We start from the raw sequence: 16,759 nt of genomic DNA, 5'->3' as shown, positions 1-16,759 counted from the left end.
CAGACGAGGAGCAGTCATGAGGTTTTCGTTGTTCGTGCACATGGAGCGCTGGGACGAGGAGGTCAGCCACCGCCGGCTCTTCGAGAACCTCACCGAACTGACCCTGATGGCCGAGGCCGGCGGGTTCGGCACCGTGTGGATCGGCGAGCACCATGCGATGGAGTACACGATCTCCCCCAGCCCGATGCCGCTGCTGGCCCACCTGGCCGCGAGGACGTCGACCATCCGGCTGGGCGCGGGAACCGTCATCGCCCCGTTCTGGCACCCGCTCCGGGTCGCCGGTGAGTGCGCCCTGCTCGACGTCATCAGCAACGGCCGCATGGAGGTCGGACTCGCCCGGGGTGCCTACCAGTTCGAGTTCGACCGACTGGCCGGTGGGCTGCCGGCCGCCGACGGCGGACAGCACCTGCGCGAGCTCGTGCCCGCCGTCCGGGCGCTCTGGCAGGGCGACTACGCCCACGACGGCGAGATCTGGCAGTTCCCGACCTCGACCAGCGTGCCCAAGCCGGTGCAGCGGCCGACCCCGCCGATGTGGATCGCCGCGCGCGACCCCGCCTCCCACGACTTCGCCGTGGCCCAGGGCTGCAACGTCATGGTCACGCCGTTGATGAAGGGCGACGAGGAAGTGGTCGCGCTCAAGGGGAAGTTCGACACCGCCGTGGCGAACCATCCGGAGGTGCCGCGTCCCGATCTGATGGTGCTGCGGCACACGCACGTCCACTCCCCCGACGAGCCCGACGGCTGGCGCCCGGCCGCGGAGGCGATCAACCGCTTCTACCGGACCTTCGACGCCTGGTTCGGCAACAAGACCACGCCCCGGAACGGGTTCCTGCCGCCCAGCCCGGAGTCGAAGTTCGCGGACCGCCCGGAGTTCCGGCCGGAGTCGCTGCGCCGGACCGCGATGATCGGCACCCCGGCCGAGGTCGTCGAGCGGCTGCGCGCCTATGAGGAACTCGGCGTCGACGAGTACAGCTTCTGGATCGACAACGGCATGTCGCACGAGGAGAAGCGCAGGTCCCTGGAGCTGTTCATCAAGGAGGTCGTCCCCGCGTTCCAGTGAGCCGGGGGGCGTCAGGAGCCGCGCGGGGCCACCGGGCCGGACTCGTAGGCCAGGACCACGTGATGTCTGTTCGCCGTCTGCTTGCCACCGCTGTGACCGCCCTGCTCACAGGCCTCGTGCCGACCGCGCCGGCCTCGGCCCGGCCCGTCGCGGCCTACGACTTCGACCTCGGGCGGCTGGGGGCCGCCACGGGGGCCCTGTCGGGGCTGGCCGGTGTGGTCTGCGCCTGGCGGGTGCCGGCCCGCCCGGCCGGTCGTCTCGGCACCGGCAGGGGGACCCCTCGGCGCCAGGCTCGCCACGGTGGCGGGGGCGGCCGGCATGGCCCTCGGCGGCTTGGTCGCGGCCACCGCCGACGGCGGCCTCGGTTCCGGCAACGGGCTGGGCGGGGCCTACGTGGCCCTGCTGATGGGGCTGACCGGTACGTCCCTCGGCGCACTGGCCCTGACCCGCTCCCGCCGCACCGGCTGACCGCACGGGAGGTTCCTCTCCTTACCGGCAAAGGCCCCCCGGCCGTAGAGTGCGGCAATGGACTGGAACGCCTGGCACGACGAGTACGAGGTGGCGGACTCCTGGATGGCCCGGCGGCTGCGGACCGTTCGATCGCGGATCCGGGCCGCCCTGGACCGTGCGCCGGCCGGGCCGCTGAAGGTGATCAGCCTGTGCGCCGGGGACGGTCGCGACCTCCTCCACGTCCTGTCCGACCATCCGCGCCGTCACGACGTGCGGGCGAGACTGGTCGAGTTGGACCCCCGCAACACCGCCGCGGCGTCGGAGACGGCCCGCCTGGCGGGGCTGGAGGGCGTCGAGGTGGTGACCGGCGACGCCTCCCTCATCGACCAGTACCGGGACATGGCCCCCGCGGACCTCGTTCTCATCTGCGGCGTCTTCGGAAACATCACCGACGGCGACATCGAACACACCATCAGCGTCTGCGATCAGTTGTGCACGACCGGGGGCACGGTGGTCTGGACCCGCAACCGGGCCGCCCCCGACCGCGTGCCCATGATCTGTGACCGGTTCGCCGAGCAGGGCTTCGCACAAGAGTGGCTGTCGGAACCGGGGGTCGGCTACGGGGTCGGTGTGCACCGCTTCACCGGCACGCCCCGCCCCCTGCGCCCCGGCACCCGGCTCTTCGAGTTCGTGGGCTACGACGTGCTGCGTCGACGCGAGAACCCGCAAGCCGGCTGACCCCCGCCCCCACCCTGCGCACGCCCCGTGCGCACGTCGAGACAGACCGGCTGTCGCCGCCCGCTGACGGCGTCGGTCGTTCAGTCGCGCTTCCAGCCGGTCAGGTGCTGCCAGGTCGCACCCCGCACCGAGGTGACCGGCACCTGTTCCGGTACGTACTCCTCGCACCGCCGGTTGTGGCAGGGGCCCGCCACCCAGACGGGGACGAAGACGCCCATCGTCTTGTGCCGTTCCATCACGGCGTCCACCGGCTGCTTGCAGGAGCGGCAGACGTACCGGGAACGTGAGGCCGCTCTTGGCTCTTTGTCGCTGCTCATAACGCCGATTTTAATCCCGCTTTAGGATGTTTTGGCGGTCGCCGGCGTGCTCGGCCGGTGGGGGACGCAGCATGCTCAGCGCGACGGAGATCGCCAGGACGGTGGCGATGACGGCGAGGCTGAGCGGGGAGGGGATCTCGGGCACGTCGGGGCTGATCAGCTTGTGGGACGCCTGGAGGATGAGCTTGACGCCGATGAAGGCGAGGATCAGCGCCAGGCCCTTGCTGAGGTAGTGGAAGCGGTCCAGCAGGCCGGCGAGCATGAAGTACAGGGCCCGCAGGCCGAGGATGGCGAAGGCGTTGCTGGTGTAGACGATGAACGCGTCACTGCTGACGGCCAGCACCGCGGGCACGCTGTCCACGGCGAAGACCAGGTCGGCGGCCTCGATCGCGGCGACCACGGCGAGCAGCGGGGTGGCGACGCGCCGGCCCGCCTCCCGTACGAAGAAGTGGGTGCCGGCGTACTCGTCCCGCACGGGGACGAGCTTGCGCAGCAGGCGTACGGCGATGCTCTTGCCGGGGTCGAAGCTGTCGTCCTCCTCCCTGAGGATCTTGTACGTGCTGTAGAAGAGGATGGCGGCGAAGACGAACAGCACAGCGGTGAAGCGGCTGACCACCGCCACACCGGCGGCCAGGAAGAGCCCCCGGAAGACCAGGGCGCCGAGCACTCCGAGGAAGAGCACCCGGTGCTGGTAGGCGCGGGGCACCCGGAAGTAGCCGAAGATCAGCGCGAAGACGAAGAGGTTGTCCACCGACAGGCTCTTCTCCAGCAGCCAGGCGGTGGTGTACTCCACTCCGGCGGTGGTGCCCACCACGAGGAAGACGGCGGCGCCGAAGACGACCGCCAGCCCCACCCACACCCCGCTCCAGGCGGCGGCCTCCCGGAAGCCGATGACGTGCGCGTGCCGATGCGCCAGCAGATCGATTGCCAGCGACACCAGCACGGTGACGACGAACACCATCCACAGCCACAGCGGCACATCATGCACAGCCCGGCCCTCGCAGACCCGGTCGACCGGAAGACTCCCTCTCCTCCTTCGAGTCTGGACGGACCGGCAGCGGTTGTCTCCTCGGCCTCTGCACAGGCCCCGCCGTCGGCACCGGCCGACCCGTGCCGCTTCACCTGAAGGTGTGCTGATCGAGGACGTACCCCGGGAAGGCGGAAACCGCGGGCCGCCGGCGCCGCTACGTTGGCGGGGTGCGGCGGATCGGGGAGTTCACCGTGGAACGGCGCCTCGGCGCCGGCGGAATGGGGGTGGTGTACCTCGCGCGCACCCCCGCCGGGCGGCGGGTGGCGCTGAAGGTGATCCGGCCCGAGTACGCGGACGAACCGCAGTTCCGGGCCCGGTTCCGGCGCGAAGTGGCGGCGGCCCGCAAGGTGAGCGGGGCCTTCACCGCGCCCGTGGTGGATGCCGACCCGGACGGCGATCCGCCCTGGCTGGCCACCCAGTACGTCGTCGGCGACTCCCTGGACGCCCGCGTGCGGTCCGGCGGTCCGCTGCCCGCGGCCGACGTGGTCCGGCTGGCGGGACAGCTGGCGGAGGCGCTGCGCGACATCCACCGGCAGGGGATCGTGCACCGGGACCTGAAGCCCGCCAACGTCCTGCTCGCCGAGGACGGCGTGCGGGTCATCGACTTCGGCATCGCCCGTTCCGTCGTCCAGAGCCGGGCGCTGACCCGCAGCGGCGCGATGGTGGGGACCCCGGCCTTCATGGCGCCGGAGCAGCTGATCGCGGCCCAGGCCGTCTCCCCGGCGACGGACGTGTTCGCGCTCGGTGGCGTCCTGGCGTTCGCGGCGTCGGGCCGCAGCCCCTTCGAGGACCCGGAGGCGGCGGGTCTGGAGCCGATCGCGGTCGCCTTCGCGGTGGTGCACCAGGAGCCGGAACTGGGCGGTGTTCCCGGGCCGCTGCGCGCACTGGTGGCTCGCTGTCTGGCGAAGGACCCCGCGCGGCGGCCCGGCCTGGACGAGGTGCTCCGCCTGGCGGCCAGGGCCGCCGAGCAGGGCGTCGACGCGGTCGGCAGCGCGCCGTCACGCCGGCGCCGGCGCCCCGGGAGAGCGGCGGTCGCCGCGCTGGCCGTCCTCACCACCCTGCTGCTCGCGGGTGATGTGCCGCCGTCGACGCCGTCGGCGGTGCTGCCGTGCGCCGAGGGGCTGACCGCCATCGGCGAGGGCCGTATGCGCCGATGTGTCGGTCTGCTGGACACGGACGCGTCGCCCGCGGGGCTGCGCTCCTCGTCGAGCCGGGCCGTCGCGCCGGTCCTGGAGCGGATCGCCGCGGAGAACCGGCGGGTCGTCGCGGCCGCCGCGAAGCCGGGCGGCCGGCCGTACGTGTCGATGGTGTATCTGACGCCGATCACCCAGGAGTTCGACGGCAGCGGCGCGATGGAGGCGGTCCGGCGCGATCTGGAGGGCGCCCACCTCGCCCAGCTCAGGACCAACGGCAGACTCGGCGCCCCGCCGGACGGCGCCTCGGTCCGGCTGCTGTTCGGCCACACGGGAGGCACCGCCCAGCAGCGCAACCACGCGGTCGGGCAGGTACTCGGGGCCCGGCGCGCCCAGCGGATCGTGGCGACACTCGGCCTGGGCGGCAGCACCGCCTCGAGTCAGGACATGGTGGAGGAGCTGACGGCCGGCGGCCTCCCCGCGTTCGGCTCGGTCCTCACGGCCGACTCCTGGGCCGCCGTTCCCGGCCTGGCACGTATCGCGCCCACCAACGCCGACCAGGCGGCGGCCGCCGTCCAGCACCTGTCGACCGGGAAACTGGCCCGCGCCCGGATCCTGTTCGTGCAGGACGTCGCCCCCGGCGACCAGTACACGAGCACCCTCGCCCAGCAGTTCCGCGCCCGGATCCCGGCGGACCGGCTCGTCCGCGCGGAACCCACCCTGTTCGACTCCTCGCGGTCCGGCCTGGCCGGCTTCCGCGCCCGGCTCGCGGACGTGTGCGCGGTACGGCCGGACGTCGTCTACTTCGCGGGCCGCGGGACCACACTGCCGCGGCTCCTGACCGCCCTCGCCGCACGCCCCTGCAAGGACCACCGGATCACCGTGATGTCGGGCGACGACACCATGATGATCAGGCACACGAACGGCTTCGGCGCGCGGGATCTCGCCGACGCGCTCGGCAAGGGCGGCATCGACCTGCTCCACACCGGCCTCGCCCATCCCCGGGCCTGGGACGTGGCACCGGAGGCCTTCGACCTGAAGCTCGCGGCGCCCTTCCGCGACGGCACGTTCACCGACACGTTCCGGCACGGGGACCTGGAGGACGGCCGGGCCATCATGATGTACGACGCCCTGCTGACCGCGGCCCGGGCGGTCCGGGAGACTCCCGCGGTGCCGCACCCCACGGTCACCGACGTGCACCGGACGCTCGCCCGGCTGCGGGAGCAGGGGCCGCTGCCCGGCGCGAGCGGCTGGATCGCCCTCGGCAGCGACGGCGCCCCGAAGAACAAGGCGATCCCCGTCCTCCGGATCGCTCCGGACGGCCGCACCACCGCCATCACGGTCACGTCGGCCGACGGCACACTCACCGGCGGATGAGGGGGTCCCGTGCTCCTCGGCCACCGGCAGGCCGGCATCGGCACGCGTACGCAGGCCGGCCTGCGACGGCGGCGCGGACTCAGGCCTGGCCATGGCGGCGAGGCCGGTGACGTCCGTGCTGCGGCGGAGATGCGGGAACTCGTAGCGCTCCTTCAGGAACTCGGGGTCGTCGGTGCCCATGCCGTCCGGGGCGGCGAGGGTCTCCTTGGCCGCCCGCTCCTCGGCGAGACGGTCCTCGACGACCTCCTCGCCGCCCGGCAGCGACCGCCGGGCGAAGGGGTGGACAACCTCCTCCTCGGCGGTCATGCGCGCCGACACGGCCGGGACGGTCCGAGCCGCACGTCCCTGACGCCCTCCGAGAAGTGCACCACCGGCTCGCCCCCCGGCGCGGGCAGCCCGACGGCGGTGGTCAGTGTCTCCTCCAGTACGTCGGCCCTGGCTTCGGCCAGCGGCCACGGCTCGTGCTCGACGGGCGTCTCCCAGAGCAGGCCGAGGCGGGTGTACGCCCGCCAGCGCGAGGTCAGCCACACGTCCCGCTCCGCCGGCTCGATCGGAGCGCCGGGGCGGACGACGAGGCGGTAGGAGGGCCGGCCGGTCCCTCTCGAACCGCCGTACGCGACCGTGCCGCCGTCCGTGGAGACACGCAGGGTGCCCTGGTGGTACGGCGCGCCGATCGCGCGGGCCGCCAGCATCAGCGGGCAGGCGACCTCGATGGTCAGGAACCACAGTCCGTCCCGCCCGTCCCGGTGCCGGACGTAGGTCCGCAGATTGGTCTCGGCGAACGTCGGGAGGCCCGGCAGCGCGGCGGGGACGCCGTGCGGGCGCACGTCCGCCATGACGAAGGGGGTGAGCCCCACCCAGGCCGCCCCGTCGTACTCGTCCACGCTCAGTCCGTCGGGCAGCAGCGCCCGCACCGTTTCCGGCGGGTAGGCCCAGTGGACGAACGTCTGGGTCAGCCAGCCCGCCCGCACGGCGGGCAGACGCACGCGATGCTCCGCCTCGTACGCCACCACAGGTCGCGGGTCCCCGACACGCGATGGCGGAAACCCGCGGCCGGGTCCTGACCTGCGTTGGGACGGTCGGCCGGGGGTACTCGGGCGGTCCTACGAGGGGAGGTCGCCTTGGACAGGAACGGAACTCCCGGGCCGGCGGACGCGGTCGCCGTCGCCGTCGCACACGGTGCCTTCAATGTCGTGGGCGGGCTGTGGCCGCTGGTCCACCTGCGCAGTTTCGAGTGGGTCTTCGGCCCGAAGACCGATGTCTGGCTCCAGATGACGACGGGCGGACTGCTGGCCTCCGCCGGCTTCGCCCAGCTCACCGCGGCCGCCGGCCCGCAGGGCCCGGCACACGCCCGCCGTATCGGCCTGGGCACCGCCCTCACCCTGCTGGCCGTCGATCTGGTCTATGTGCCCAAGGGACGGATCCGGCCGACGTATCTCCTCGACGCCGCGATGCAGACGGGCTGGATCACCGCCTGGCTGCGCTGCTCCCCCGCCGGGAGCACGGCGAAGACGGGGAGGCGCGGACGGTGAGCGACCGGCTGCCGCACGGTTCACGGGCGGTCCGCCGCACGCCGTGACCGAGACGCCGGATCGGCGGGCCGGTCGCCGGTCGTCCTGTCCAGCAGGGCGCCGTACGCCAGTTGCAGCGCGTCCGCCCCGGCCAGGGCGGTGAGCGTGCCCATGGCGGTACGGGTGGCGCGGGGCCAGAGCAGCCGGCCGGCGGTCAGGGCAGAGGCCACCCAGACGCTCATGCAGAACGGGCAGGTCGCGAGTTCGCCGACGGTGTGCCTGCCCTGCTGCGGCTGTGCCTCCTCGTGCAGTTCGGCGGGTCCCTGCGGTCCGACGTACCGCGTGAAGGGGGCCCGCAGCGGGCTGGTCACCGAGGCCTTGCTCAGCAGCCGGCTGAGCCGGAACGTGGCCACCGAGGTCAGCACGACGTCCCAGGGCTCGGGCCGCTCGGGCAGCGGTCGCCCGCGGAGCCGTACCGCCGTGGTCCAGGCCGCCGTGTACGCCGCGAAGCCCGCCATGGCGACGAGGTAGCCGCCCAGCGGCCGGTCGTGCCCGGCCGAGTAGCTCCGCGCGGTGCGCCGGAGGAGTCCGCGCAGCCGCCGTGCCGGACGGCTGTCAGCCACGGGCGTCGTGTCCATCAGCAGCTCCCGATCGCGTTCCGCTCCCCTGCCCGGCCAGGTCCCGGCCGCTTCCCGCATGCTGTCCCCCGTCCTGGTGGCGCAGCCGCACCTCGACCCGGCCGTCGGTGATCCGGGTCTCGAAGGAGGGCTGGGGCGCGGTGGCGGGGCCGCGTACGTTCCAGCCGTCCGAGAGGCGGAAGACACTGCCGTGCCACGGGCAGCGGACGCAACCGTCGGCGACCGTGCCCTCGGCGAGCGGTCCCGCGAGGTGGCTGCACCGCTCGGCCAGCGCGTGGATCGCGCCGCCGGGCTCGCGCACCACCAGCACCGGCACGTCGTCCACACTGCGCCGCACCGGCCGGCCGACCGGGAACTCGTCCACGGTTCCGATGCGGTGCCAGCCCTCGGTGACGAGGTACGGGACCTGCTCGGCGTGGTTGGCGCCGGACGCCTGCCGGTAGGCCAGGTGGCCGCCCAGCAGGCCGCCGATCCCGACCGCCGCCAGGCCCAGGAAGCCGTAGACCCGGCCCGCGGCCTCGCGTCCCTTGACGCGGGAGGCGAGGGAGGCGGCGTACAGGCCGACGGCCGTCGTGTTGGACAGGGCGTGCACCAGCCCGACGCGCTGCTGCGGTCGGTGCAGCTCCGCCCAGTCGGCCCAGCCCGCCAGGGCCGTGGGAGGGACGGCGGCCAGCCCCGTACCGATCAGCAGCCGCGACGCGCGGGAGCGGCCGGGCCGCAGGTCGAGGAGCGCCGCCGACAGCCAGCTGCCGATCGGCACCTGCACCAGCAGCGGGTGCACGGGATGCCCCAGCCACCGGCCGTGCAGCACGTCCCGGCCGCGCCCCAGCGGCAGGGCTCGCACGCCCCTGCGGAGCGTGTCGATCACCGCGTCCGCCCTGGGCTCGCGTTCCAGGCGGTCCAGCAGCCACAGGACCCGGTTCTGCCGCGGCAGGCGGCGTGGCATCACGTTCATGCCCGGCCGGGTCCCCCACCAGCAGGGACGGCAAACGGGGGCGGCACGCGTGGTGGGAGCCTTGTCGATCCCCGGCCGTCGCGGGACCCATCCGTCACAGGGGTTTCACGCATCCGCGATTCGGCCAAACCGGCGTCGCCGGGACCGGCCTGAGCACCGAGCCGCCGCCGTGGACCCCTTGCACGGCAAGGGGCTCAGCACGTCCGGAATCGACCGCGTTCGATTCCGGTGCCGGGTCGTTAGGCCGGGCACCGCCGAGCCGTCCAGGCGCGGCACGGACCTCCAGGAGGGACGCAGGTGACTGTGACCGACACCTCGACCGCTGACGAGAAGACGCCACCCCCTCCCCCGCCCGCGACCCTGAGCTTCGAGGGGGTGCATGGGAGGAACCCGCTGGCAGACGCCGGTTTCGGCGCCATGTGCCGCCGCCTGCCGTCGGTCCTCGGGCACACCGCCCGGATGGCGTGGGCCGTGGACAGGACCGGCGTCGTGCTGCTCCTGGCGTGCCAGCTCCTGACCGGTATCGCGGCTGCCGTCGTCCTCGCGTGCACCGCTCAGGCCATGACGCACATCCTCGGCAGCGGCTCCGTCCCCGAACGCCTGCACGGCGCCCTGCCCGCCCTGGTCGTGGTGACGACGGCAGCCGCCGTGGGCCGGATCAGCAGCGCCCTGTCCTCCTACGCCGACGGCCGGATCACCCCCCTGCTGACGACCGAGGCGGACATCGCCCTGGTCGCCGCCGTATGCCGGGTGGAGACCTCCGCCTACGGCGAGGACGGTTTCGCCGACCGGCAGGAGGCCGCCGAGGTCGGTGTCACACGCACCCGGCTGATGGTGCAGGACGCCCAGCGGTTCATGTCCGCCCTGATCCGCATGATCGCGGCGAGCGGAGTCATCACCGCTCTGCACCCGCTGATGCTGCCCCTGCTCCTGCTGGCCGTCCTCCCGGCCGGTGCCGGAGCCGTCCTGTCCGCGCGGGTCGACTACGAGACCCACTACCTCAACGTCGGCGACCGCAACGTGCGCTCCATGATGCGCTGGTGGGCCACCTACTCCCGCTTCGGCGACGAGGTCCGCGCCAACGGCATGACCGGCTACCTCGTCTACTGGTACCGCGCGCTGTCGGACCGCATCGACCAGCGCACGCTCACCGCGGCCCCGCGCCTGCTGCGCATCGCACTGACCACCAGCGCCCTGGGCGGGGTGTTCCTGCTGTGCACCTGGGCCGCCCTCGCCTGGCTGGCCGCCGGCGGCCGGGTCGCCCTGCCGGTCGCCGCCACCGCCGTCGTCGCCGTGCAGACCACCCTCGCCGCGCTCGGCCAGTTCGTCATCCACGGCGCCGCGATGTTCCACACCTCGCTCTACCTGGCGGACATGCGCGCCTTCCTCGACCTGGCCGCGGAACGCGCCCCGCAGCGCGGCGAGTCGACCATTCCGGAACGCGTGGACGAGATCCGCCTGGACGAGGTCGTGTACCGGTACCCGGGCAAGGAGGAGCCCGCCGTCTCAGGGGTGTCGCTCACCTTGCGCCGGGGCGAGATCCTGGCGATCGTCGGGGAGAACGGCTCGGGCAAGTCCACCCTCGCCAAGCTCATCACCGGCATCCTCCTGGCCGACAAGGGGCGCGTGCTGTGGGACGGCGTCGACCTGGCCCACGCCGACCCCGACGCCGTGTGGAAGCGGACCGCGCTCGTCCCGCAGAACTTCGCCTGCTGGCCCCTGCGCGCCCGGGAGAACATCACGCTCGGGCAGCCGAAGACCTTCGACGACGGGCCCGTCTGGGACGTCGTCGACGCCGTCGGCATGCGGGAGGCGATCGAGAAGCTGCCCCGGCAGCTGGACACCCTGCTCGCCAAGGAGTTGTGGGGCGGCGCCGAACTCTCCGGCGGGCAGTGGCAGCGCCTGGTGTGCGGGCGGGCCCTGTACCGCCGGACGCCGCTGCTGATCCTGGACGAGCCGACGTCGCAGATGGACGCACGCGGTGAGCACGCGATCTTCCTGGAGATCAAGAGGATCGCCGCCGAGCGCATGACGATCGTCGTCACCCACCAGTTGGAGAACACCCGCCTCGCCGACCGGATCCTCGTCATGGACGAGGGCCGGGTGATCGAGCAGGGTAGGTACGAGGACCTGGTCGCGGCCGGCGGCCTGTTCGCCGAACTCGTCGCCCTGGCCAAGGACCGGTAACCCGCACCGGCGCGGCACGCCAGGGGCGCCTGAGGCGGGATACGGGTCAGGCGCCCCGCTGCGGGAGCCGTCTACGGGACGGCGGTCAGATCGGCCTGCGACGGCGATCGCTGCGCCGGCACGGCCGTCGGTTCCCACCGTTCGGTGGTCCGTACATAGCCGTAGACCACCGACGCCATCGCCAGGATGAGAAGCGGTCCGCACACCCACGGATAGGTGGCCATCTCCACCGGCGCATAGCGATAGGAGAGCAGGAGCGCCGCGAAGACCGTCGTGCCGTAGGCGACCAGCAGGATCCCCGACCGGTCCCAGCCGCGGTCGAGCGAGCGCAGTGCCGCCTCGATGGTGTACGCGAACACCACGCCGGCGACGAGATCCACGCCGTAGTGGTAGCCGAAGCCCAGTGTCGCGGTGAGGGTGGCGATCAGCCAGAACGTGCCGGCGTACCGAAGGGCGCGTGGGCCCTTGCGGGAGTGGATGAAGATCGCGGTGGCCCAGGCCGTGTGCAGGCTGGGCATGCAGTTGCGGGGGGTGATCTCGTCGAACGGCATCGCGTGCGGGGTGGTGACCGGCGGCGGCGTGTCCGGCCAGAGGTTGGCCACCGCCCAGTGCCCGCCGTCGGCGCCGAAGGCGAAGATCGGCCCGACCACCGGGAAGATCATGTAGATGGCCGGCCCGAGGAGGCCGATCACCAGGAAGGTGCGCACGAGGTGATGGCTCGGGAAGCGGCGCTCGACCGCCACCTTCCGCATCTGGTACAGCGCGACGACGACCGCGGCCACCGCGAGCTGGGCGTAGACGTAGTCGAGGAGACGTGCGCCGACCGGGCCGGTCGCGGTGACCATCCGCCCCACCAGCCACGACGGGTTGCCCAGTGCGTGATCGGCGTTCGCCAGGTACTGGTCGAGCACCGTCCGGCGGGTCTCCGACGTGATGAGCAGCCAGGTGTCGCCGGTCTTGCGGCCGGTCACCAGCAGCAGCCCCAGTCCGACGCCCTTCAGCAGCAGGAGGCGTTCGGGGCCGGTGCGGCGTGTGACGGCGATGACCGCGATGCCCAGGATGACCCACAGAGCGCCGTTGCCGAAGGGGTGACCCTCGGTCAGATCGGCCCCGACCGCCCACCGCACCAGCAGGAACACCGCGTCGATGCCGAGGGCGGCGGCAATCGCGATGCGGCGTTGCCGCCAGGTGAGCACCACCATCGTGAGCGCCATGCTGGCGTACAGCAGAAAGCCCGACTTGGGGGCGAACACCACCTCTCGCGCCTGGCTGACCATCGGCCCCGGCAGGCCGTAGTGGCGGGCGGTGATCTCCAGCGCGACGAGGAATCCGAGGGTCACGATTCCTGCCGCGCCCCACAGCATTCTGCATCTTATGCGCGATGATTTAGATATCAAGTTTTCAGCCGATTTGTTGGGTTACCGATTTGATCATTAGTTCGAGCATGTTATCGGAGTGGAACGCGCGAATTTCGGCTGTTGCGGAATCGGCGTGCGCAGGGCCCTGTCGGCGTCAGCCGTTGCGATAGAGGGAGGTGAGCAGTTCGATCGCCGGCTGGGCTGCGGGGTGCGGGTCGTCCCGCCACCAGGCGAGGCGTACGGCGATCGGTTCGGCGTCGCGCACCGGGCGGTAGACGATCCCGGCCCTCCGGTACTGGTGTGCGGTGGCCTCCGCGGTCACGCCGACGCAGAGGCCCGTGGCGATCACCGTGAGCCAGTCGTCGACGTCGTGCGTCTCCTCCGTCGCCGGGCGGGAGTCGGGCGGCCACAGATCCGGTGTGGTGCTTCCGGTCCGCTTGTCGATCAGCAGGGTCCGGCCGCTGAGGTCGGCCAGCCGCACCGAGCGGCGCCCGGCCAGGGGGTCGTCGGCGGCCAGGGCGACGACGCGCCGCTCCAGCCCCACGATGGCCGAGTCGAACCGCCGGTCCTCCAACGGCCTGCGCACCACCGCCAGTTCGCTCACACCCTCGGCCAGGCCGGCGGTGGCCGAGTTGACGCGGACCAGGTGCAACTCCGTCCCGGGACGGCTCTGGGCCCAGCGGCGCTGGAAGACCGGGGTGTGGCGGCCCAGCGCCGACCAGGCGTAGCCGATGCGCAGGCTGGTGCGGCCCGAGGTGGCCTCCCGGACCAGATCCGCCGCCTCCCCGAGCACCCGGCGGGCCTGCGCCACCACCCGCAGCCCGGTCGAGGTCGGGGTGACCTCGCGGGATGTGCGGCGCAACAGCCGTACCCCCAGGGCCCGTTCGAGCGACGCGAGGGTGCGGGAGACCGCCGCCTGGGAGACCCCGAGCGCGATGGCCGCGTCGGTGAAGGTGCCCTCGTCGACGATCGCGACGAGACAGCGCAGCTGACGAAGCTCCACATCCATGACGTCAGCGTATAGATGCGTCGGCGAACGCATTATGCGCAAGGCCCGCTCCGCCGCACGATCGGCGCATGCGAGCCGCTTCCGCACCCGCCAAGCCCTCCGCCCGTCCCGCGGAGCCCGCACACCCCGTGACGCGTGCGGACCCGGAGCCGGGCCGGCGCCGTCTCATCGGCGTGCTCACCATGGCGGGCAGCGGCCTGTCCAACCAGACCGGTGCCGCGATCGGCTCGCTCGCCTTCCCCGTGCTCGGTCCGGCCGGTGTCGTCGCGGCCCGCCAGTACGTCGCGGCGGTCGTCCTCCTCGCCGTCGGCAGGCCGCAACTGCGGTCCTTCACCTGGCGGCAGTGGCAGCCGGTGCTGGCGCTGGCCGTGGTGTTCGGGACCATGAACCTGTCCCTGTACAGCGCCATCGACCGCATCGGCCTGGGCCTGGCGGTGACGCTGGAGTTCCTCGGGCCGCTCACCATCGCCCTGGCCGCCGCGCGGCGCCGCGTGGACGCGTGCTGCGCGGTGATCGCGGCGGCGGGCGTCGTCGTCCTGATGCGCCCGCAGCCGTCCACCGACTACCTGGGGATGGGCCTGGGGCTGCTGGCCGCCGTGTGCTGGGCGTCGTACATCCTGCTCAACCGCACGGTCGGGCAGCGCGTCCCGGGCGCCCAGGGCTCCGCGGCGGCGGCCGGACTGTCCGCGCTGATGTTCCTGCCGGTCGGTGTCGTCCTCGTGCTGCGGCAGCCGCCGACCGCCGAGGCCGTCGGCTGCGCCGTCGCCGCGGGTGTCCTGTCCTCCGCCGTGCCGTACCTGGCGGACCTGTTCACCCTGCGCACCGTGCCGGCCCAGGCGTTCGGGCTCTTCATGAGCGTCAACCCCGTGCTCGCCGCCCTGGTGGGCTGGATCGGCCTGGGCCAGAACCTGGGCCGGACCGAGTGGGCGAGCATCGGGGCCATCGTCCTGGCCAACTCGCTGAGCATCCTCGTGCGGCGCGGCTGACGTGCAGGAGCGTCGCCTGGGCTACGCCCCGTTCGGCGCTGTACGGGCGTCCGCGGACGCGGAGTTCGCCGCCCCGGACCACGTACGGCGGCTCCTGCAGGTCGCCTACGGGCCCCGGGAGGCCGGACACCTGCTCGACGGCCTCGACCGTACGGCGCTGACGACGGCGTTCGAAGCCGCCGTCGCGGCCCGGCGTTCCCGGGGTGGACGCCGGCCTGGTGGTGCGTCTGCTGTGCGCGCCGGAAGCCGCCGGCTTCCGGGAGCTCGTCGGGCCCCGCGGCGGCGGCACCGCCGCGGCCCGGGAGGCCGCCGTCGCCCGCGTCGCCGGCTTCCTCGGCAACCACGCCCTCCAGCCCGGCACCATCGCTGAGCGGATCTTCAGCCCCGGTTCCGCCACCACTGAACAGCCTGTGGTGTAGGCCGAGGCCCGTTCCGGCGTACCGGCGCAGGGCGTCCGAGACCGACTTGGCGCCGCCGTGCGCGGTGAGGCCGCCGTCCACGGGGATCTCGGCACCCGTGACGAAGGACGCCTCATCCGAGAGGAGGAAGGCCACCAGCGGCGTGACCTCGTCCACCGTGCCGGTACGGCCGAGCGGCGTCTCTCGGACGTTCGCCTCGCGGAAGGCCGACGGGGCGGACGAGGTCATGTCATTCCGGCCCGGGGCAGCATGGCGGCCGTCACCGGCGCGAGCAGCAGGCTCACGGCGTAGATCCAGAAGGGCGCGCGCCAGCCGGCCGCACCGACGGGACCACCGAGCACGAAGAAGACGGTCGCGGACGCGGAGGCGCACATGGTCTGCAGGGCCAGGTACCTCACCCGCCGCCGTCCGTCGTAGTAGTCGCCGGTCAGTGTCGTGCAGCCGGTCATGACGGCGGCCTCGGCGACCCCGACCAGGGCACGGCCGGCGATGACGGCCCCCAGGGAGTCCAGCCACAGCGGGGCCGTCCGAACACGGCGTACAGGACCGTCGCCACGACCAGCAGGCGCTTACAGCCCAGCCGGTCCACGAGCACCCCGCGAACGGGGCCAGGAGCGCCAGTGCCAGCGCCGGAACCGTGAGGGCCAGCGGGACGAGCGCCTTGGCGCCGGGTGTCGACGCGAAGTGGTCCTGCATCTCCGGCGGCACCGGTGCGATCAGCACCGCCCCGAGGATCGGCAGGCAGCTGGCCGCCATCAGCAGGGCGACGCGCGGCACAGGAGCCGGGCCCGACACGGCGACGGGCGGCGGGGCGGTCTCCTCGGCCTCGGCCGGAGGCAGGGACACGGAACCGGGTATGACGACTCCAGGTGGCGGCGCACGGCATGCTGAGCGCTGGGGGAAGCCCGCACGCCGGCGGCGGATCCGGGCGGCGGGGTGCGTGCAGGCGCGACCATGAGGCGCCCGGGGGCCCGCCGCCACCTCCGTACGATCCGCATCCGGTATCCGCGTCATCCACGCCCTGGATGAGCACGGCCCGTCGCACGGCCGTGCGGGCACCGGGCGGCGAGGAGCAGCGCTCGGTTCCAGGTCATCCGTGGGCGTCGTGGGTCAGCCGGCCGGGTCCTCGTCCATCCTGCTGATGACTCGTTCGGAGATCTCGGCCAGCACGCGCAGCTCGGCCGGGGTGACATGGTCCATGAACAGTGCGCGCACGGCCTCGACATGGCGGGGCGCGGCGGCCTCGATCGCCTTGCGCCCGGCGTCCGTGATGACGACGAACGCGCCGCGCCCGTCCTCCGGGCACTCCTCCCGCACCACCATGCCCCGCCCGGCCATCCGCGCGATGTGGTGGGACATCCGGCTCTTCTCCCACTCCAGGGCCCGGGCCAGATCCTGGTACCGCTGCCGTCCGTCCGGGGCGTCCGTCAGATGGACCAGCACCGCGAAGTCCGCAGGCGAGACCTTCGACTCGGACTGGAGCAAGCGCCCCAGACGCCCCCCGAGCCGCTCATGCAGCCGGATGAAGCCCCGCCACGCGCGCTGCTCCTCCGGCGTCAGCCATCGCACTGTCTCCGCCATGGAGACAGTG

16 protein-coding genes and 2 pseudogenes are annotated in these 16,759 nt (G+C 73.0%); 8 read left to right on the top strand and 10 right to left on the bottom strand.

The genetic code is table 11. From position 1 onward, the window contains the following. Window positions 1-16 precede the first annotated feature (16 nt). The 3 genes from IE255_RS16595 to IE255_RS16585 all read left to right on the top strand — a co-directional run bounded on the left by IE255_RS16595 (window position 17) and on the right by IE255_RS16585 (window position 2,248). Window positions 17-1,060: an LLM class flavin-dependent oxidoreductase gene (locus IE255_RS16595; protein WP_190051031.1), complete on the top strand. Its 1,044-nt coding sequence runs from the start codon at window positions 17-19 to the stop codon at window positions 1,058-1,060. A 300-nt stretch (window positions 1,061-1,360) separates the two neighbouring features. Continuing rightward, entirely contained in the window at window positions 1,361-1,528 is a 168-nt protein-coding gene (locus IE255_RS39215) for a DUF6223 family protein (protein WP_229906441.1), read from the top strand. A gap of 57 nt (window positions 1,529-1,585) precedes the next feature. Next, entirely contained in the window at window positions 1,586-2,248 is a 663-nt protein-coding gene (locus IE255_RS16585; protein WP_190051030.1) for a class I SAM-dependent methyltransferase, read from the top strand. An 80-nt stretch (window positions 2,249-2,328) separates the two neighbouring features. On the opposite strand, the gene IE255_RS16580 is transcribed toward IE255_RS16585, so the two are convergent. Both IE255_RS16580 and IE255_RS16575 read right to left on the bottom strand, forming a co-directional pair. Then, complete coding sequence (locus IE255_RS16580) at window positions 2,329-2,565, bottom strand: hypothetical protein (protein WP_190051029.1); 237 nt, start codon at window positions 2,563-2,565, stop codon at window positions 2,329-2,331. A gap of 10 nt (window positions 2,566-2,575) precedes the next feature. Next, on the bottom strand, window positions 2,576-3,553 hold the full coding sequence (locus tag IE255_RS16575) for a TerC family protein (protein ID WP_190051028.1): 978 nt from the start codon (window positions 3,551-3,553) through the stop codon (window positions 2,576-2,578). A gap of 209 nt (window positions 3,554-3,762) precedes the next feature. Between IE255_RS16575 and IE255_RS39210 the strand changes: the two genes are divergently transcribed. Continuing rightward, a complete protein-coding gene (locus IE255_RS39210) occupies window positions 3,763-6,105 on the top strand; it encodes a bifunctional serine/threonine-protein kinase/ABC transporter substrate-binding protein (RefSeq protein ID WP_229906440.1) in 2,343 nt (780 codons plus the stop codon). 302 nt (window positions 6,106-6,407) lie between these two features. Here IE255_RS39210 and IE255_RS16565 read toward each other — a convergent pair whose 3' ends face one another. Beyond that, window positions 6,408-7,091 (bottom strand): YqjF family protein, encoded by a 684-nt coding sequence (locus tag IE255_RS16565; protein WP_190051027.1) that lies wholly within the window; start codon window positions 7,089-7,091, stop codon window positions 6,408-6,410. 135 nt (window positions 7,092-7,226) lie between these two features. On the opposite strand from IE255_RS16565, the gene IE255_RS16560 reads away from it, so the two are divergent. Then, window positions 7,227-7,637: a hypothetical protein gene (locus IE255_RS16560; RefSeq protein ID WP_190051026.1), complete on the top strand. Its 411-nt coding sequence runs from the start codon at window positions 7,227-7,229 to the stop codon at window positions 7,635-7,637. A gap of 20 nt (window positions 7,638-7,657) precedes the next feature. Here IE255_RS16560 and IE255_RS16555 read toward each other — a convergent pair whose 3' ends face one another. Further along, on the bottom strand, window positions 7,658-8,254 hold the full coding sequence (locus tag IE255_RS16555; RefSeq protein ID WP_190051025.1) for a DUF1360 domain-containing protein: 597 nt from the start codon (window positions 8,252-8,254) through the stop codon (window positions 7,658-7,660). Next, window positions 8,232-9,200 carry a Rieske (2Fe-2S) protein gene (locus IE255_RS16550; protein ID WP_372487556.1) on the bottom strand — a complete coding sequence of 323 codons (969 nt, stop codon included), beginning with the start codon at window positions 9,198-9,200 and terminating at the stop codon, window positions 8,232-8,234. The genes IE255_RS16555 and IE255_RS16550 overlap by 23 nt, the downstream gene beginning before the upstream one ends. 306 nt (window positions 9,201-9,506) lie before the next feature. On the opposite strand from IE255_RS16550, the gene IE255_RS16545 reads away from it, so the two are divergent. Next, the gene (locus tag IE255_RS16545) at window positions 9,507-11,396 is read left to right on the top strand and encodes an ATP-binding cassette domain-containing protein (RefSeq protein ID WP_190051023.1); all 1,890 of its coding nucleotides are present in this window, start codon (window positions 9,507-9,509) and stop codon (window positions 11,394-11,396) included. A gap of 71 nt (window positions 11,397-11,467) precedes the next feature. Here the strand turns inward: IE255_RS16545 and IE255_RS16540 are convergent, their stop codons facing one another. Then, the gene (locus tag IE255_RS16540) at window positions 11,468-12,760 is read right to left on the bottom strand and encodes a phosphatase PAP2 family protein (protein ID WP_190051022.1); all 1,293 of its coding nucleotides are present in this window, start codon (window positions 12,758-12,760) and stop codon (window positions 11,468-11,470) included. 148 nt (window positions 12,761-12,908) lie between these two features. Continuing rightward, window positions 12,909-13,763 (bottom strand): LysR family transcriptional regulator, encoded by an 855-nt coding sequence (locus IE255_RS16535; protein WP_190051021.1) that lies wholly within the window; start codon window positions 13,761-13,763, stop codon window positions 12,909-12,911. A 68-nt stretch (window positions 13,764-13,831) separates the two neighbouring features. Here IE255_RS16535 and IE255_RS16530 point away from each other — a divergent pair, with 68 nt between their 5' ends. Together IE255_RS16530 and IE255_RS16525 are read left to right on the top strand one after the other, a co-directional pair. Next, window positions 13,832-14,749, top strand: coding sequence for an EamA family transporter (locus IE255_RS16530; RefSeq protein WP_190051020.1), 918 nt, complete (start codon window positions 13,832-13,834; stop codon window positions 14,747-14,749). Between the two features lie 203 nt (window positions 14,750-14,952). Continuing rightward, window positions 14,953-15,168, top strand: coding sequence for a hypothetical protein (locus IE255_RS16525; protein WP_190051019.1), 216 nt, complete (start codon window positions 14,953-14,955; stop codon window positions 15,166-15,168). 24 nt (window positions 15,169-15,192) lie between these two features. On the opposite strand, the pseudogene IE255_RS16520 reads toward IE255_RS16525, so the two are convergent. The 3 genes and pseudogenes from IE255_RS16520 to IE255_RS16510 all read right to left on the bottom strand — a co-directional run. Continuing rightward, a pseudogene (locus tag IE255_RS16520) lies at window positions 15,193-15,399 on the bottom strand (SDR family oxidoreductase); the annotation flags it as partial. A gap of 8 nt (window positions 15,400-15,407) precedes the next feature. Continuing rightward, window positions 15,408-16,026, bottom strand: a pseudogene (locus IE255_RS16515) (MFS transporter); the annotation flags it as partial. 252 nt (window positions 16,027-16,278) lie between these two features. Beyond that, complete coding sequence (locus IE255_RS16510) at window positions 16,279-16,749, bottom strand: MarR family winged helix-turn-helix transcriptional regulator (RefSeq protein WP_190051018.1); 471 nt, start codon at window positions 16,747-16,749, stop codon at window positions 16,279-16,281. Between the last annotated feature and the right edge of the window lie 10 nt (window positions 16,750-16,759).

It is taken from the genome of Streptomyces lomondensis (assembly GCF_014651035.1).
Lineage (GTDB): Bacteria > Actinomycetota > Actinomycetes > Streptomycetales > Streptomycetaceae > Streptomyces > Streptomyces lomondensis.
The sequence above is the reverse complement of the archived record's forward strand: the minus strand, read 5'-3'. Positions and strand labels throughout refer to the sequence as shown.

Bases quoted from the DNA above. Each gene is read 5' to 3' on its own strand.
- IE255_RS16585 (WP_190051030.1), top strand. From the start codon at position 1,586: ATGGACTGGAACGCCTGGCACGACGAGTACGAGGTGGCGGACTCCTGG.
- IE255_RS16595 (WP_190051031.1), top strand. From the start codon at position 17: ATGAGGTTTTCGTTGTTCGTGCACATGGAGCGCTGGGACGAGGAGGTC.
- IE255_RS16530 (WP_190051020.1), top strand. From the start codon at position 13,832: ATGCGAGCCGCTTCCGCACCCGCCAAGCCCTCCGCCCGTCCCGCGGAG.
- IE255_RS16580 (WP_190051029.1), bottom strand. From the start codon at position 2,565: ATGAGCAGCGACAAAGAGCCAAGAGCGGCCTCACGTTCCCGGTACGTC.
- IE255_RS16555 (WP_190051025.1), bottom strand. From the start codon at position 8,254: ATGGACACGACGCCCGTGGCTGACAGCCGTCCGGCACGGCGGCTGCGC.
- IE255_RS16540 (WP_190051022.1), bottom strand. From the start codon at position 12,760: ATGCTGTGGGGCGCGGCAGGAATCGTGACCCTCGGATTCCTCGTCGCG.
- IE255_RS16535 (WP_190051021.1), bottom strand. From the start codon at position 13,763: ATGGATGTGGAGCTTCGTCAGCTGCGCTGTCTCGTCGCGATCGTCGAC.
- IE255_RS16550 (WP_372487556.1), bottom strand. From the start codon at position 9,200: ATGCCACGCCGCCTGCCGCGGCAGAACCGGGTCCTGTGGCTGCTGGAC.
- IE255_RS16510 (WP_190051018.1), bottom strand. From the start codon at position 16,749: ATGGCGGAGACAGTGCGATGGCTGACGCCGGAGGAGCAGCGCGCGTGG.